This window comes from Microcystis sp. (assembly GCF_048564745.1).
GTDB classification, from domain to species: Bacteria; Cyanobacteriota; Cyanobacteriia; order Cyanobacteriales; family Microcystaceae; genus Microcystis; species Microcystis ichthyoblabe_A.
Map to the genome: position 1 here is coordinate 20,179 of NZ_JBLZRT010000181.1, position 16,014 is coordinate 36,192.

12 protein-coding genes, 1 tRNA gene and 1 pseudogene are annotated in these 16,014 nt (G+C 43.9%); 9 read left to right on the top strand and 5 right to left on the bottom strand.

The window, feature by feature from the left end:
* Nucleotides 1–740 precede the first annotated feature (740 nt).
* Nucleotides 741–1,268: a type IV pilin protein gene (locus tag ACOCD9_RS19475; RefSeq protein WP_419548227.1), complete on the top strand. Its 528-nt coding sequence runs from the start codon at nt 741–743 to the stop codon at nt 1,266–1,268.
* Nucleotides 1,269–1,628: 360 nt separating this feature from the next.
* On the top strand, nt 1,629–2,177 hold the full coding sequence (locus tag ACOCD9_RS19480; protein ID WP_419548228.1) for a type IV pilin protein: 549 nt from the start codon (nt 1,629–1,631) through the stop codon (nt 2,175–2,177).
* Between the two features lie 41 nt (nt 2,178–2,218).
* On the opposite strand, the pseudogene ACOCD9_RS19485 reads toward ACOCD9_RS19480, so the two are convergent.
* Nucleotides 2,219–2,341, bottom strand: a pseudogene (locus ACOCD9_RS19485) (IS630 family transposase); the annotation flags it as partial.
* Between the two features lie 277 nt (nt 2,342–2,618).
* Here ACOCD9_RS19485 and ACOCD9_RS19490 point away from each other — a divergent pair.
* The gene (locus ACOCD9_RS19490; RefSeq protein ID WP_419548229.1) at nt 2,619–3,407 is read left to right on the top strand and encodes a hypothetical protein; all 789 of its coding nucleotides are present in this window, start codon (nt 2,619–2,621) and stop codon (nt 3,405–3,407) included.
* Here the strand turns inward: ACOCD9_RS19490 and ACOCD9_RS19495 are convergent.
* The gene (locus ACOCD9_RS19495; protein WP_419548230.1) at nt 3,404–3,868 is read right to left on the bottom strand and encodes a DUF29 domain-containing protein; all 465 of its coding nucleotides are present in this window, start codon (nt 3,866–3,868) and stop codon (nt 3,404–3,406) included. The genes ACOCD9_RS19490 and ACOCD9_RS19495 overlap by 4 nt on opposite strands.
* A gap of 425 nt (nt 3,869–4,293) precedes the next feature.
* Between ACOCD9_RS19495 and ACOCD9_RS19500 the strand changes: the two genes are divergently transcribed.
* Entirely contained in the window at nt 4,294–5,229 is a 936-nt protein-coding gene (locus ACOCD9_RS19500; RefSeq protein ID WP_419548231.1) for an NAD-dependent epimerase/dehydratase family protein, read from the top strand.
* A gap of 261 nt (nt 5,230–5,490) precedes the next feature.
* On the opposite strand, the gene ACOCD9_RS19505 is transcribed toward ACOCD9_RS19500, so the two are convergent.
* Nucleotides 5,491–5,703 carry a DUF2839 domain-containing protein gene (locus ACOCD9_RS19505; protein ID WP_046661580.1) on the bottom strand — a complete coding sequence of 71 codons (213 nt, stop codon included), beginning with the start codon at nt 5,701–5,703 and terminating at the stop codon, nt 5,491–5,493.
* A 153-nt stretch (nt 5,704–5,856) separates the two neighbouring features.
* Here ACOCD9_RS19505 and ACOCD9_RS19510 point away from each other — a divergent pair, with 153 nt between their 5' ends.
* The 3 genes from ACOCD9_RS19510 to ACOCD9_RS19520 all read left to right on the top strand — a co-directional run bounded on the left by ACOCD9_RS19510 (nt 5,857) and on the right by ACOCD9_RS19520 (nt 10,313).
* Entirely contained in the window at nt 5,857–7,092 is a 1,236-nt protein-coding gene (locus ACOCD9_RS19510; protein WP_419548232.1) for an LL-diaminopimelate aminotransferase, read from the top strand.
* 92 nt (nt 7,093–7,184) lie between these two features.
* Nucleotides 7,185–8,021 (top strand): metallophosphoesterase, encoded by an 837-nt coding sequence (locus tag ACOCD9_RS19515; protein ID WP_419548233.1) that lies wholly within the window; start codon nt 7,185–7,187, stop codon nt 8,019–8,021.
* A 462-nt stretch (nt 8,022–8,483) separates the two neighbouring features.
* Complete coding sequence (locus ACOCD9_RS19520; protein WP_419548234.1) at nt 8,484–10,313, top strand: tetratricopeptide repeat protein; 1,830 nt, start codon at nt 8,484–8,486, stop codon at nt 10,311–10,313.
* Between the two features lie 41 nt (nt 10,314–10,354).
* Here ACOCD9_RS19520 and ACOCD9_RS19525 read toward each other — a convergent pair whose 3' ends face one another.
* Nucleotides 10,355–10,534, bottom strand: coding sequence for a hypothetical protein (locus tag ACOCD9_RS19525; protein ID WP_419548235.1), 180 nt, complete (start codon nt 10,532–10,534; stop codon nt 10,355–10,357).
* A 48-nt stretch (nt 10,535–10,582) separates the two neighbouring features.
* Here ACOCD9_RS19525 and ACOCD9_RS19530 point away from each other — a divergent pair, with 48 nt between their 5' ends.
* Together ACOCD9_RS19530 and ACOCD9_RS19535 are read left to right on the top strand one after the other, a co-directional pair.
* On the top strand, nt 10,583–11,680 hold the full coding sequence (locus ACOCD9_RS19530) for a glycosyltransferase family 4 protein (RefSeq protein ID WP_419548236.1): 1,098 nt from the start codon (nt 10,583–10,585) through the stop codon (nt 11,678–11,680).
* 252 nt (nt 11,681–11,932) lie between these two features.
* Nucleotides 11,933–12,019: transfer RNA gene (locus ACOCD9_RS19535), tRNA-Ser, on the top strand.
* Between the two features lie 290 nt (nt 12,020–12,309).
* Here ACOCD9_RS19535 and mfd read toward each other — a convergent pair.
* Nucleotides 12,310–15,819 (bottom strand): transcription-repair coupling factor, encoded by a 3,510-nt coding sequence (gene mfd / locus ACOCD9_RS19540; protein WP_419548237.1) that lies wholly within the window; start codon nt 15,817–15,819, stop codon nt 12,310–12,312.
* Nucleotides 15,820–16,014: the final 195 nt, after the last annotated feature.

The window sequence follows — 16,014 nt, forward strand, 5'->3', positions numbered from 1 at the left end:
TATCTCTTAAGTAGGTAGGTGTTAAAAGTTGTCAGACACTCCCCTTATTAAGGGGGGCAGGGGGGATCGGCACTCCCCTTATCAAGGGGGGATCAAGGGGGGATCGGCACTCCCCTTATCAAGGGGGGATCAAGGGGGGATCAGAGGCAAAATCTATCTTCAATTTAATTATAACTACTTACTTATCTTGACCAGATGGATTGACTTCAAGGGGTGACAAAACAAAGCGAGCAACTCGAACATCTCCCGCTAGATGTTAAGTCTGATTGCCCGTTTATTCTCAACAAGCACTATTTATTGAGAATGAACGGGGGAACCCTGAAATTTTCGGCTTAGTGGGCGGCAGCTTGCCGCCCACTCACTCCACTACTTAAGTATTTTGTCTCACGCCCCTTCCTCTTTTGAGACGTTGTGACACTTGGGGTGCGGAATGTGGGTTCGGACGTTCGGCGAGACTTCGACGGTGAGCTCAGTAGTTCGACAGGCTCACTAACACGAACGCCCAGCCGAACCGCCGAACCGCCGAACTGCCGAACGGCAAAAGGCAACAGCAAAGGGATTGGGGGAGGTTCGGCTAATCTAAGAATAAGCGGTTTAAATGCGTCTTAGGTTACTTCCCCATCACCCCATCACCTCATCACCTCACTTCCCCCAAAAAAATTTTTTGCAAGGGTGATAGGTTTTCTGAAACAGGTGGGTAAGTTGTTTATAGACAAAAAACATCAATCGGAGATACAGCTGTGAACTCTGCTTTCAAATTCAAACTCATCCAAGCTCTCAACAAAAAGAACGGTAACAAGGGTTTCACCCTCATCGAACTCCTAGTGGTCGTTATCATCATCGGTGTACTGGCCGCCATCGCTCTCCCCAACCTCCTCGGTCAGGTGGCCAAAGGCAGACAAGCGGAAGCTCGCAGCAACCTCGGAGCCATTAACCGCGCCCAGCAAGTTAACCGCATAGAAAGAGGTACCTTCGCAATATTCTCCACTACCCCGACTGTCAACCAGTTGCCCGTATCTATACAACCCACATACTACGCATACACTGGACCTACCGCCGCCAGTGCCACCGGGGCTGTAACTAATGCTACCGCTATCAGCACCTACATAAACGATATTCGCGACTACTCTGGTGCAGTAGGTCAAACTTCTGCTGGTGTTTTCAGTTCAATTATTTGTGAAACGACTAACCCGACTACAGATCTTGTCTCTGCGACTACAACTGATGGTACTCTGGCCTGTGGAACTGGAAGCGCAGCAATCAACTAGATATTCTTCCCAGATTGCTTAAAAGCTTTCTGGCATGACAACCAAGAATTGATAGTTAGCGGAAGGTGACAGGGAAATATTCTCTTGGAAAATCTGCGCTCTTGGTTACTTTGGGGATGGGATTTTAGTCAGTGAACAGTAATCAGTAAACAGTGAACTAAAAACTCACATCTGATAACAAGAACCGAATCTCAAACCTAATTTGTTAAGCTAAAAGCCTTGACTTACTGACCTTCTTTTTAGGTAAGGGAATTGCCAGATTCTTTCTTGGAGTCCCTTGCCTATTGCCATAGGAAGCTGATAACTGAAATCTCCAACGCCCAACTAGAAAAATACAGACAATATTGCCAGGGCCTAACCATGAAATACCTTCTTTTTTTAGCAATTAAATCACAAGGGAAAAAAGCGAGGGGTTTTACCTTAATAGAATTGCTAGTAGTGGTGATTATATTAGGAGTTCTCGCCGCCGTCGGTTTACCGAATCTATTAGGGCAAGTCTCCAAAAGTAGGCAAGCAGAAGCACTGGCGATACTGGGACAAATCAATCGCGCCCAACAGGCTTATCGCTACGAAAATGGTACTTTTGCCAGGCTAAATCAATTACCCATTAGTGGCATTGACAACGCTAAATTTTATACTTTTAGCGATTACAATACACCCTCCGGTATCCCTCCTACTCTTACTCCCAATAATACTCTATCTTCCTATCGAGCGGTGGCAAAGCTTGAATTTGATAATGATATTAAAAATTATGCAGGGGGAGTCCGACTGATGCCAGACGGGCGCTTATTGCTCGTTATCTGTGAGGCTAAAAGTCCTTTACAAGATAATGTTTTTGTGACCGGTGAGGCTGGTTGTAGTAGTCCCGATAGCATTGATGTTCCATCATCGGTTCAGCCGGGTAATTAATCCATGATCGCCTCCGTGGGCAAATCCATTACCTTAAATCCATTGTAAAGTTTGCTTCTTGGGTGATCAAGGCAGTTAAAATTACCCCATGCCAATAAGTTTTTCAAATATGGATAAACTCCCTCAATGGGATTTACTTCTCAACAACAGGGAGGTTGATCAAAGTGGTCAGTTTCCCGCTTAATATTCATTTACGAACAGTCTCTAAGTAAATAGTTATAATTAAATTGAAGATAGATTTTGCCTCTGATCCCCCCTTAGTCCCCCCTTAATAAGGGGGGTGCCGATCCCCCCTTAGTCCCCCCTTAATAAGGGGGGTGCCGATCCCCCCTTAGTCCCCCCTTAATAAGGGGGGTGTCTGACAACTTTTAACACCTACCTACTTAAAATAACCGAAAAACCTTTTATTTTTGTTAATGTTATTGACTTTTGTTTAAAGCTGTGCTAGGCGCTAAAAAATCTCTCAATCTATCCCTACTTAAAACTCTTGGTTTAGTCGCCGTCATCGGTGGACTAATCATGGCTATTGTCGAAATGCAACAGGAAAAGGTGAAAACCTTGACCAAAGAAAAGTTATTAGAAAGAAATTATATTCAAGAATCTCGCCTAGAAAATGCTAGGGTTGAGTTATTAAAAAATATGCCAGCTTTTGGCTTTGACAATATGTTAGCCAATTGGTCAATGTTGCAGTTTATACAATACTATGGCGATGGGGATGCTCGCCGCGAAACTGGTTACAGTTTAAGTCCCGATTTTATGGAGATTGTCACTAAAAATGACCCGAAATTTGTCCGTGCCTATTTGATGATGTCCGTCGCTTCTTCCCTGAATGCCGGCAAACCCGAAAGAACAATTGAGATTATGAATAAGGGTTTATCAAAACTCACTCCTGATGTCACCGATGCCTATTTTATTTGGTTATATAAAGGAGTGGATGAACTATTATTTTTAGGTGATATTCCTGCGGCCAAAAAATCCTATCAAATGGCTGGCGATTGGGCGAAAATTGCTGGTAATGAATTTATCGAGAAATCCGCCAGGGGAACAGTGAAATTTTTAGAAACTAATCCCGATAGTCGCGCTCCCAGAGTTGGTGCCTGGATGTTAGTCTGGATAAATAGCCAAGACGAAGAAACCCGCAGGTTAGCTAAGGAAAATATCGAAAAATTGGGCGGTAAATTGGTTGTGTTCGGCGATAATCAAGTGATGGCAATTCCCCCGAAGGATTAGGGGTTAGTATATTTTTCATCCTGCCAAAACTTATGTTTTAATAAACTATCAACATCCTCAGCAAAGGGACAAACATCGGGAAAATTAGCATCATATTCAATTCGCATATTCTCCACCGCTTCCTGATAACAATCATCATAAATATCGGTTAAAAAACTGCATAAACTAGGAGAATCTTTCAGGATATCTTTTAACTTAGATTGACAGCGTTTAATTGTGACTTCCCAACCTCGATAACAGTCGGACAAAGAAAGATAACGCCGTTTTAAAGCCTGTTCAAATAATGTAATTAAACGGTTTTTAAGTTCCCTTTTGTCTCGTCTTCCCAAAGATTCCATCTCCTCGATCAAATTCTCTAAATCAACCTGAGATAAATTCCCAGATTTTAATTGTTTGACCGTCTTCTCTATCCACAAAGCAAAATCTTGATCGTAAAGATTTTTTACCTTGGCTAAAGTCATAATTTTGACCTTCTCTGTTGACTAATTACCTTCATTTTACCGAAACTTCGCCAACAATTTAAGTCTGAATTGGCGCTTACTTAAAACTTGCATTAAAAGTCGCTCGGTTTGGGTGCATCTCACATTTTCGGAAATACCGATAATCAGCAATTATCAGTCACTCTTAAACTGCTACAAATGTATGAACAGCCGCGTGTAAGCATCCCACCGAAAAGCTAATGCGCTCCGGGGTTTGGGGACGGCACTTCGACACATTTCGACAAGCTCAATGTAAAGGCTCAGTGACCGCGCTTGCGTCCCCAACGGGGGGTTTGGGGGGTAGAATCCCCCAAAAGACTGGATTGATGACACAAACCTAAAAAGCACAGTTTTTAAACTGCACCGATCGAGGGATAATATAACCTTGATATTGACAATGGCGACCTATGAAAATTTTAATTATGGGTGGAACCCGATTTATCGGTGTTTCTTTGACTAAAGTGTTAGTAGAACAGGGTCATGAGGTAGTATTATTCAATCGTGGCAATAAACCCGCTCCGGTTGCCGGAGTACGACAGATCCACGGCGATCGCACTGACCCAGCGCAACTAAAAGAAAAGCTTAAAGATGAGAGTTTTGAGGCAATTTTCGATAATAATGGCAGAGAATTAAGTGATACTCAGCCCCTCGTCGAGATTTTTAGGGACAGAATCCGGCATTTTGTCTATGTTAGCTCGGCGGGGGTTTATCTAAAATCCGACCAAATGCCCCATAAAGAAGGGGATAAACTAGATCCCAAAAGTCGCCACAAGGGAAAACACGAGACAGAAAACTATTTAAGCGAGATGGGTTTACCCTGGACTTCCATCCGTCCGGTTTATATCTACGGATCGGGCAACTATAATGACCTAGAAGCTTGGTTTTTTGACCGTTTGGTTCGTAATCGTCCTATTCCTATACCCGGTCATGGAGAACATTTTACCCAATTCGGTCACGTTGTCGATCTAGCCAAGGCCATGGCCGCAGTATTGGGTAATTCTCAGGCTATCGGTCAAGTGTATAATATTTCTGGCGATCGCTATGTAACTTTTAACGGTTTAGCAAAAGCTTGCGCGGCAGCCATGGGGAAAAATGCCGAGGAAATCGAGATTGTTAACTATAACCCCAAAAAATTTGACTTCGGCAAAAAGAAACCTTTCCCCCTGCGGGTTCAACATTTCTACGCTGATATTAATAAAGCTACCCGGGAGTTAAACTGGCAGCCTGAATATGATCTCGTCAGTGGTTTAACAGACTCCTTCCAGAATGATTATCTCCCTTCCGGTCGCGATCAACAAGAAATAGACTTGGCGATCGATGACCAGATATTGGCCAACCAATAAGGGACTTGCGTGGGAATAATATCCCAGCCAGAAAATCGCTCTGTAGAAGAATCAGACCAGCCAGATGGCATATTATCAAAGCGCAAGTCCCTTAGCTGCGGAGGCTCTCGAAGGCTCTCCCCCTACTTAGAGTGATCAGCAAACCTGAGCGATCGGAGGGCGCAAGCATTGCGCCCCTACAGTAACGGATTTTGTCCACAATGTAGGGGCGAACTGCGTTCGCCCAAAAGGTAGATTATCAAAGCGCAAGTCCCTAAACAGTTATTGGACATTCCACCAACCGAAAGCCGGCCCGACAAAACGAATAACTAGCCAAACCCCAGCTAAAACTCCTATACCAATCCAGGCACCCCTAGTGGTTAACTTGTAAGCTTGGGATGCTTGACTTTTGGTAATTGGTAGCCAAGGCAGGATATTTTCTTCCTGTCCATATTTATCACCCAGGGCCGATTGACGACGTTTTGATTCACCCATACTAATGTCAGTTATTAAGAGGTTTTTCTCTGATTGTATATCGAAAGACAACCGCCTACACCCAATCCTACTGCGTGAAGGGGGGCGATCGAAACTAACGGCTGATGACCGACTATTATAGAATTAAAGGTTGCGACTGAAACGAGAATAATTATGGCAACCATTAACAGTAATTACTTAAAACTAAAAGCGGGTTATCTTTTCCCGGAAATTGCCCGACGAGTCCAAGCTTTTGCGGCAGCCAATGCCGATGCTAATATTATCCGTCTGGGGATTGGCGATGTCACCGAACCTTTGCCCCAAGCTTGTCGCGAGGCCATGATCAAAGCAGTGGAGGAAATGGGCGATCGCTCTAGCTTTAAGGGTTACGGGCCCGAACAGGGTTATGCTTGGTTACGGGAGAAAATCGCCGTCCATGATTTTCAGGCTCGCGGTTGTGATATAAGTGCCGATGAAATCTTTATTTCCGACGGTTCTAAGTGCGATACGGGCAATATTCTCGATATTTTTGGGGATAATAACTCGATCGCTGTTACTGACCCAGTATATCCCGTTTACGTTGATACTAACGTTATGGCCGGACACACGGGAGAGGCCAACGACCGCGGCGAATACGAGGGCTTGATTTATCTGCCAATTACCGCCGAAAATAACTTTACTGCCCAGATTCCGGCGGAAAAAGTCGATTTAATCTATCTCTGTTTTCCCAACAATCCCACCGGGTCCACGGCTACCAAAGAACACTTGACAGCCTGGGTTAATTATGCTAGGGCCAACGGATCGATTATCTTTTTTGATGCAGCCTACGAGGCCTTTATCACCGATGCCAGTTTACCCCATTCCATCTACGAAATCGAGGGGGCGCGGCAATGTGCGATCGAATTTCGCTCTTTTTCTAAAAATGCTGGTTTTACCGGGACGCGTTGCGCTTTAACCGTGGTTCCCCAAAGTCTCATGGCCAAAGCGGCCGACGGGACGGATGTGCAACTCTGGAAACTGTGGAATCGTCGGCAATCGACCAAATTTAACGGCGTTTCCTATATTGTCCAACGGGGGGCCGAGGCGGTTTATTCCCCGGAAGGACAAGCACAAGTACAAGAACTTGTCAAGTTTTATTTACAAAATGCAACAATTATCCGAGAAAAATTAACCGCTGCCGGTTTAGAAGTCCATGGCGGCGTAAATGCGCCCTACGTTTGGGTAAAAACGCCCCAGGGTCTATCAAGTTGGGATTTCTTCGATAAACTGCTACATACCTGTAATGTGGTGGGAACTCCTGGATCTGGCTTTGGGGCCGCCGGAGAGGGTTATTTCCGGCTATCGGCTTTTAATAGTCGTGCCAACGTCGAGGCCGCTATGGAAAGAATTATCGATAAATTTCAAGGCTAATCCTCAAGAGAGGGATGTTTGCGGAAGCATCCCCCAACAACCCCATCGGGAATTGATAAACTGTTGACATACTCACCGACAACGGCTCACCGATGCGACCCTTTTGGTTAGAATCCTTACAGGTAGAAAGATTAACGATCGCAATTGCCAGCTTACCAGCACATCTGCAAGGGATCAAGTTGGTGCAGTGGTCAGATCTGCACTGCGATTCACAGCATTTGCCTGAAGCTGTCCTGCAAGAAGCGATCGCCATTACTAATCAGGAAAAACCCGATCTCATCTTCCTGACGGGGGATTTTATTACCTATAGTCCCAGGCCAATTTTTGCCCTAGTCGAGAGCATAAAAGCTCTCAAAAGTCAAGGGGGTATTTATGCTTGTTTAGGAAATCATGACAGTTATCTTCCCAACGCAAGGGAAACGGTCAGATCGGCCCTGACTAGCGTGGGGATTCGGGTACTCTGGAATGAAATCGCCACACCCTACGGCGAAAATTTTCCCATCGTCGGATTGGCCGATTATTGGTCTGGGGAATTTTTACCGCAAATCCTCGAGCAAATTTCCCCCGATATACCCAGACTCGTCCTTTCCCACAATCCCGATACAGCTATGATTTTAAAGGATTGGCGCGTGGATTTGCAGTTATCCGGCCATACCCACGGAGGCCAAGTGACTATCCCCGGTATCGGTTCCCTACCGATAATTTTAGAGGAACTTAGGCGCTCGCTGCCCGATCCATATCGTCAATGGGTTCCCTTTCACCGGCAGTTCAGCAGAGTAGTCCGATACTGGCAATGGTCCGAGGGATTTCATCGAGTCGGGGAAAATCAATTATATGTGAATCGCGGCTTAGGAACCTATTTTCCCGGTCGTCTTTTTTGTCCCCCCGAAGTGACGGTAATTACTTTGATCAACAGTAGTCAGTCTTGAATCAGTTATCAGTTATCAGTTATCAGTTATCAGATTTGAGTTTTAAGTTTTAAGTGTGGAGCATTAAATCAGCTGTTGACTATCTAAATTACTCGTTAAGACTATCGGTTAATTTTTTTTTCCAAAAAGCTTGACAAAACCCCACGACTTGACAGATAATTTCTTATATAATGGGAATCCGTGCCAGCCTGCGACCCCCCTCTTTTCAAGTCAAATAAAGCCCAAAAAAATTAACCCCAAAAAGTAGTCGGTGAACTGAAAACTCACATCTGATAACTGATAAGCTGCTGACTATCTAAATTACTCGTTAAGACTGCACCGGAGTTGGGAGCAGGGAGAGGGAGCTTGAGCATTTGTCCTAAAATTTTCAAGAGGCAGTTTAAATTCAGTACAGCTTAGAATTTTCCTACTGTCTTTTCACTGATTACTGATTACTGTTTACTGATAACTGAAAAAACACTTATGACAGAAAATAGAGATAACTTCAACGAAACTTATAATGCACTAATTGAGCGCATTGTCAATCTAACTTTAGAAGGAAAAATTAGAGCTAAATCACAGGTTTATAACCTTTTAGCCGAGGGAGTAAAAAATGGCACAGGAGAAATTTTTGAGCGTTGTTTAAACGAAAAAATTATCGTTACTCGCTCACAGTTAGAAACAAAAATTAAAGCCACTAGAGTTTTGCGGGCCCTGGAAACGATCGAAAGTGAATGGGAAAAATATCAAAAAACCAATCAGCAAAATTCTCTCACTGCAGCGGCGATCGATAATCTGGTAAAAATTGATCGAGAGGATCGTTTACTGACGTTAGTGAATTTAATTGATCCCAATCAAAATAATGCTTTAACCCTAGAACAATTACAACAGTTAGCCAAGCATTTACAGACAGTTGCTCAGCAGCGGGGAGAAGCGGATTTATGGCAAATTGCCACGGGGATTAATCTGGGGTTAAATACTTGGTCAAATTTATCGAATGATCTCACCAGTTGGCTCTACGAACAAAATCGCAATCTTGGTTTTACTAATGATAATGAGCGAGTGACACCCTGGCAAATTTGGGCAAGTAAAGTTAATCCCTCTTGGTTAAAACGAGTCTTAGAAAGTTTAGCTAATCAACAAGCTTTTGATCCTCTCACTCAAGATTTAACTTTAACCGATTGGGTAGAAACTGCTATTGTTTTTCAATATATCCAAAGGGGACTAATTAACTTTTTTGATCAGCGTATCTATAGCGAAAAACTGGGAGCTAAATTATCCATTTCTACCTTTCTCACCTTTGCTTTAATTTGGTCACTGTTAACCAATAGTTTCGAGCAAGTTAGTAAAAATTCTCTCTATAGTCGGGGCTGTTTTCAGATGGCTTTACAAATTCTGAGAACCTTTGCTCAACGGGATTATTTTCCTTTATACGGGGGAATTTTTGCCTCCTTTTCTGGCAGTTATCTCAAGGAGGCCTTAGATTATTTATCAATTCCTCTGCGTTATGTGGAAGGCACGGGAGAAAAGGCGAGAATTTTAACTTTAATTGCCTATTCTAATCGCATTCGCGGCGACTATCCACAGGCCAGAGAAGGTCATCAACAAGCTTTAGAAATTGCTCGTCAACAACAGGATTATGCTTGTGAAATAGCTAATTTAAACCATTTATCCCGTCTCAATGCTATCCAAAAAAACTATGCAGAAGCGATTAATTTAAGTCAGAGAGCTTTAATTTTAAGTCGTCAACAGGGTAATAGTTTAGGACAGGCTAACGCTTTAGCTAATTTGGGTTATAGTCAGGTACAGGAAGCGCAACAGTTAGAGAGATATGATCCAGAAATTTATCAAAGTTCGATCGAGTATTTACAGCAGGGATTAAAGTTAGCGGAAAGTCTCCAAGATTGGCAGAGTAAATCCTTTTGTTGTAGCAGTTTAGGTTTAGCATATCTTGTCCTTGAAAGAACCCAAGAAGCGATTAATATTCTCCTGCAAGGATTAGAATCGGCCAAATACTACGGAGACATATATCTGCAAGGTTTATTACTAACTTATTTAGGCGAAGCTTACTATCAAGACAAGAATTTTGAACAGGCAATTTATATGGGTTCTCTAGGAATGTATTGGCTACACGAAATCGGTGCAGTGGAATGGCGACAAGCTGCTAGTCTATTAACGGTTATTCGCGGCAAAAATATCGCAGCTTTTGAACAGACTTTCAGTCTGGAACGTTCCTCCCTGATTAAATCTATTGGACTGGAAGGCTACCAATATATCTCAGAAATTCTCAGCAAATATCAACAGGGTAATTAGGGTTTGCTGAATAAATCTAAAAACCTTATTGGGTAAGACTTTTAGACTTTTTTTACCTCAAAAAGTGCCAACCATTGGAGTGATCGGGGGTAAAATTCTGGGACTTTTTCCCTGAAAATTAGGTAATTGACCAGATGAAAATCGCTAAAACCCCACACCCCACACCCGTTCGGACCTCGGCGTGAGCTCGGTCGAACGCTGAGCTCACGGCCGAAGCCCACACCCCACACCCTGTCCCCACGAAAAACTTTTTCAGCAGACCCTAATTAGTGAATACACAGCATAAGTTATTAATTAATCTCTCGGTACTTTTTCCCCAACCCACGGGAATCAGTACCTACATTCTTAACCTCTTACCCTACCTGAAAAATTTAGAACCAACCCTACTAACAACTAATAGTTATCCCGACTTTAACTGTTATTCTATCCCCAAAGGTCTCGGCCCTGATCGAGGAGCGAAAGGTCATTTAAAACGCTTACTCTGGACTCAGTGGCAGTTACCGTCAATTTACCGACAATTAAACGCCAATTTACTCTTTTCTCCCCTTCCAGAAGCGCCGATAAATTCTCCCTGTCGCTTTGTCGTCATGGTCCACGATTTAATTCCCCTGCGGTTTCCCAGTTTTACTTCCCCCTTAACCCAATATTTCCGTTATTATGTGCCGCAGGTATTACAACAGGCAAAACATATTATCTGTAACTCTCAGGCAACGGCCAAAGATATCACTGAATATTATCAAATTCCCGCCGATAAAATTACTTCTATTCCCCTAGCCTATGATAATCATCACTTTCGCCCTATGGAAGATAATAAGCCAGAGCATCCCTATTTTCTCTATCTCGGTCGTCCCAATCCCTATAAAAATTTACCGCGTTTAATCGCCGCTTTTGCCCAACTGCCCCCAGATTTAAGCGATTATCATCTTTGGATTGCTGGCAGCTTTGATCGCCGTTATACCCCCAATTTACAACAACAAGCGCGAGAATTAGCAGTCAGCGATCGCATTAAATTTCTCGATTATATCCCCTACGATGAGCTGCCCAAGGTGATCAGTCAAGCCACTGCTTTAGTCTTCCCCAGTCTCTGGGAAGGCTTCGGATTGCCCGTTTTAGAGGCTATGGCCTGCGGTACACCCGTCATTACTTCAAATTTGTCATCTTTGCCCGAAGTCACGGCAACAGCGGCAATTTTAATCGATCCCTATCGAGTCGAGGCCCTAGCCGATGCTCTGAAAATTATCGCTCAAGATCGACAATTACACTCAAAATTAAGTTATCTAGGCAAAAAACGGGCTGATGAGTTTAGTTGGCAAAAAACTGGTCTAGCTACGGCCGCAATCTTAAATCAATATCTGGGGTATGCTTAGGGACTTGCGTGGGAATAATATCCCAATCGATCGGAGGGCGCAAGCTTTGCGCCCCTACAGTAACGGATTTTGTCCACAATGTAGGGGCGAACTGCGTTCGCCCAAAAGGTACATTATCAAAGCGCAGGTCCCTTAACTGACAGGGTTTCCCGTCCAGATGAAGTATAACCTGATCGGTCATCGTCGGAAAAAGAAAAATAATTTGACAGATCGGCAGCATTTGCTGTAGGATTGATGATCGTGACCTCAATTGGAGAGATGGCCGAGCGGTTGAAGGCGCAGCACTGGAAATGCTGTTTAGGGGTAACTTTAACGAGGGTTCGAATCCCTCTCTCTCCGTACCCAAAGCACCTTATGAGTAGGTAGGCGTTAAAAATTATCAGATATCCCCGTTATCAAGGGTAGGGTTGATTCATGAATCAACCCTACCTTATCAAGGGGGGATTAAAGGCAAAATCCATTTTAAATTTAATTATAACCAGCTACTTAGGTAGTCTTGCAAAATTAATTTCCCGGTTGAGACAGGAGATTACTTTTAGTGATTATCTTCTCCCCTGCTCCCCACTTCATAATTGATAATTGATAATTCATAATTCCCAGTCTCCTATACTTTTTAAACAGGATTTAGTCTAATTCCTCGTCGGTAAACCATCTTTACACTTAGCTAACCACTCCAATAAACTATCTAACTGCTGTGGTGGTTTTACCGTTCCTAAACCCCTAACCGTCACCTGTTTGGGACTATAAACAAAGCGTGATTGTATATGTTGGGGTAGGTGTTCTTGTAATAATTTCCACGCTGGTTCCTCCATGGGAGTTTCTAGGATAATATGCTGTTTTCCATCGGGTTTAATGCGGGAAAAACCGAGGGATTTAGCCAGATGTTTTAACTCGATTACCTTAAATAATTGTGCCACCGGTGCAGGAATTGCTCCGTATCTATCGACTAAATCGGCGGCAATTTGTCCTAAATTTTTCTGAGAATTAGCAGTAGCGATCAACCGATAGACATCCATTTTCTGCTCCAGATCGGATATATAATCGTTAGGAATAAATGCCGTTAATTTCAGATCGATTTGGGTATCCTCCACTTGGGGAATTTCTTGACCTTGAATTTCCCGCAAAGCTTCCTGTAACATTTCCATATATAGATCAAAACCGATCGCTTCCATTTGTCCCGATTGTTCCGCACCTAATAAGTTACCCGCACCGCGAATTTCCAGATCCCTAGTCGCTAATTGATACCCCGATCCTAACTGGGTAAATTCTTGAATTGCCTTTAATCTTTCCCGAGCGGTTTCTGTTAGTTCTGCCTTGGCTGGATAAAGTAACCAAGCGTGCGCTTGTACTCCCGATCGCCCCACCCGTCCCCGCAGTTGATAGAGTTGCGCTAAACCGAATTTTTGGGCATCTTCAATGATAATTGTGTTAACTCTGGGAATATCTAACCCCGACTCCACAATAGTCGTACAGACTAAGATATCCGCTTCCCCATTATTAAATGCTAACATGGTGGTCTCTAATTCGGACTCATCCATACGACCGTGGCCGATGGCAATTCTAGCACCAGGAATCATCCCTTGAATTGCTGCCGCTTTTTCTTCAATTCCCTCGATTCTGGGTACTACATAAAAAATCTGTCCCCCCCGATCCAATTCATTGCGAATTGCCGTTCTAATCACATCAGAATTATAACTAGAAAGGTGGGTTTGAATGGGACGACGAGAGGGGGGAGGTGTGGTAATTAAACTCATTTCTCGCACCCCAGAAAGGGACATATAAAGAGTCCGGGGAATCGGTGTCGCACTCAAGGTTAACACATCAATATTACTTTTAAAAGCCTTAATTTTTTCCTTTTGGTTGACCCCAAAACGCTGTTCTTCATCAATTACCAATAATCCTAAATCTTTAAACTCCACCGCTTTACTCAATAACAACTGCGTCCCCACCACTATATCCAATTCCCCCGTTTTCAAGCGCTGGACGATATCTTTTTTCTCGGAATTGGTGCGAAAACGATTTAATAAACCCACGTTGATGGGATAGGGGGCAAAACGTTCTTTTAGGGTGTGATAATGTTGTTGGGTTAAAATCGTTGTTGGTGCTAATAAAGCCACCTGTTTATGACCCGTGGTGACAGCTTTAAAAATAGCACGAATGGCCACTTCTGTCTTACCAAAACCCACATCCCCACAGACTAAGCGATCCATCGGGCGATCGCTTTCTAAATCCCGTTTCACATCCTGTATCGCTTTCAGTTGATCAGCAGTGGGTTGGTAGGGAAAGGAATCCTCTAACTCCCGCTGCCAGGGATTATCCATCGGATAGGCAAAACCCGATTTTTGGGACCGTTGGGCGTAAATATTGATTAAATCAACCGCTAACTTCTTAACCGACTTCCTGACGCGAGCTTTCGTCGCTTCCCACGCTTTGCCAGAGATTTTATGTAATTCAGGCTCTTGATTACCTGTATGACGATAACGGGAGAGATTATCAACAGAATCGGCAGGAACCCGCAATAATCCATCGGCATACTTAATAACTAGATAATCTCGACCTTGCACTATTCCGCTAATTGTGCTTTCCTGCTTTTCTAGTTTGATAAACTGCCCGATGCCATGGTGTTTATGTACTACAAAATCGAGGGGACGGAGTTTATTCACATCCACCTGTACCGAGGCTGCTTGTCGACGTTTGCGGACGTAACCAGCAGTATTTAAAAGATGTTGCCCGAAGAACTCTCGATCAGTAACGACGACTATGCGATAGGTGGGGAGGATAAAACCTTCTAATTCAGCTAATCCTGAGTATTTTAGGGCTGTAGCGGTGTTTTGAATGATTAACCGCTCGATCGCCCCAAAATCAAGGGGATTGGGGATAAATTGGGCCGGGCAGTCGTGTTCCTGTAATAACGAGACTGTGCGGGAGGGTTGGGCAGATATTAACCATGTAGCGTACTTATTTACTTTAATACCGCTATAAATCTCTCTTTTTCCCCGTAAAATTTCCGCTAGTTTGGCGAATTGTCCCGGATTGGTGGGAATCGGACGACTGGAGAGATTAAGACTATTTTCGGAGAGGTGATCGTCTATTTCTGAGAGGTAGAGATGGGGAAATTTGACCGATATTTGCAGAGATTCGCCAAAAGAACGGTGAATTTTCGGTAAAGCTGGTTCTATCTCTTGCCAGCGTTCCCCAATATATTCTATCCAGCGATCGCTTCTAGCTTGACAGCTTTCCAGTTCATCAAAGGCAATAAGGGTATTTTCAGGGAGATAATCCAATAAAGAGGCAGTTTGAGGGAATGCCAAGCCTAAAAATCGCTCAATTCCCTCTGGATAAATGCCATTAGCCAATTTTTCTCGATCTTCAGCCTCCAAATAATCGGCCACTGTCGGGGGGAGAGAAGGGACAATCATCGCCGCGAAGTTAGTGGGAGTAAGAAGCAGATTGGGGATAGAATCGAGCGATCTTTGGGTGGCAGGGTCAAATTCTCGCAATTTTTCCAATTCATCGCCGAAAAATTCTAACCTGACTGGTAATTCTGCCGAAACTGGGAAAATATCAACGATATCGCCGCGACGACTCCATTGCCCTTCGGTTTCTACCAGTGAAACCCGTTCATATCCTAATCTAGCTAGGGTTAGATCGAGGTTTTTGCCTTCTATAACCCTTCCTACCGCAAAATTATCGCTATATTTCTCGAAAACCTCTCTAGGGGGTAAATGGGGCTGCAGGGCTTTTTCGGTGGTAACGATCGCCATTCCAGCATCTTGATGACTGATTAGAGCTTGTCCTGAGCTACGTCGAAGGGCCGATAATACCTGCATCTGTCCCCAAATCATCTCGGATTCCCGATTAAATGTCTCGTAGGGGCAAGCTTCCGAGGTGGGATAAAAGAAAACACCTTTCCACGTCATCGCTTCTAATTGTGCCGCCCAACGTGCCGCTTCCTCCAGATTGGCACAGATAATTAAAAGATTTTTTCCTTGACAACGGGCGAAAGCTGTGCCTATTAATCCTTTCGGTAAGCGGGCAAGGCCGGTTAGGGTTAAATTGCCGTTTTTCCCCAGTTTTTGGATAAGTTCGGCAGTTAGAGGCGATTTTTCAATGTTGCGAATAACGGAGGCAAAAGTCATTTTTTAGTGATCGGCGCTCGGTTTTTAGTTAGGGTTTGCGGCAAAAAGTTTTTCGTGGGGACAGGGTGTGGGGTGTGGGCTTCGGCCGTGAGCTCAGCGTTCGACCGAGCTCACGCCGAGGTCCGAACGGGTGTGGGGTGTGGGGTGTAGGGTGTGGGGTGTAGGGTTTTACCCATTTTCAGGCGGTCAATTACC

Coding starts and splice junctions, on each gene's coding strand:
- ACOCD9_RS19480 (WP_419548228.1), top strand. CDS start 1,629: ATGAAATACCTTCTTTTTTTAGCAATTAAATCACAAGGGAAAAAAGCG.
- ACOCD9_RS19495 (WP_419548230.1), bottom strand. CDS start 3,868: ATGACTTTAGCCAAGGTAAAAAATCTTTACGATCAAGATTTTGCTTTG.
- ACOCD9_RS19500 (WP_419548231.1), top strand. CDS start 4,294: ATGAAAATTTTAATTATGGGTGGAACCCGATTTATCGGTGTTTCTTTG.
- ACOCD9_RS19505 (WP_046661580.1), bottom strand. CDS start 5,703: ATGGGTGAATCAAAACGTCGTCAATCGGCCCTGGGTGATAAATATGGA.
- ACOCD9_RS19510 (WP_419548232.1), top strand. CDS start 5,857: ATGGCAACCATTAACAGTAATTACTTAAAACTAAAAGCGGGTTATCTT.
- ACOCD9_RS19515 (WP_419548233.1), top strand. CDS start 7,185: ATGCGACCCTTTTGGTTAGAATCCTTACAGGTAGAAAGATTAACGATC.
- ACOCD9_RS19520 (WP_419548234.1), top strand. CDS start 8,484: ATGACAGAAAATAGAGATAACTTCAACGAAACTTATAATGCACTAATT.
- mfd (WP_419548237.1), bottom strand. CDS start 15,819: ATGACTTTTGCCTCCGTTATTCGCAACATTGAAAAATCGCCTCTAACT.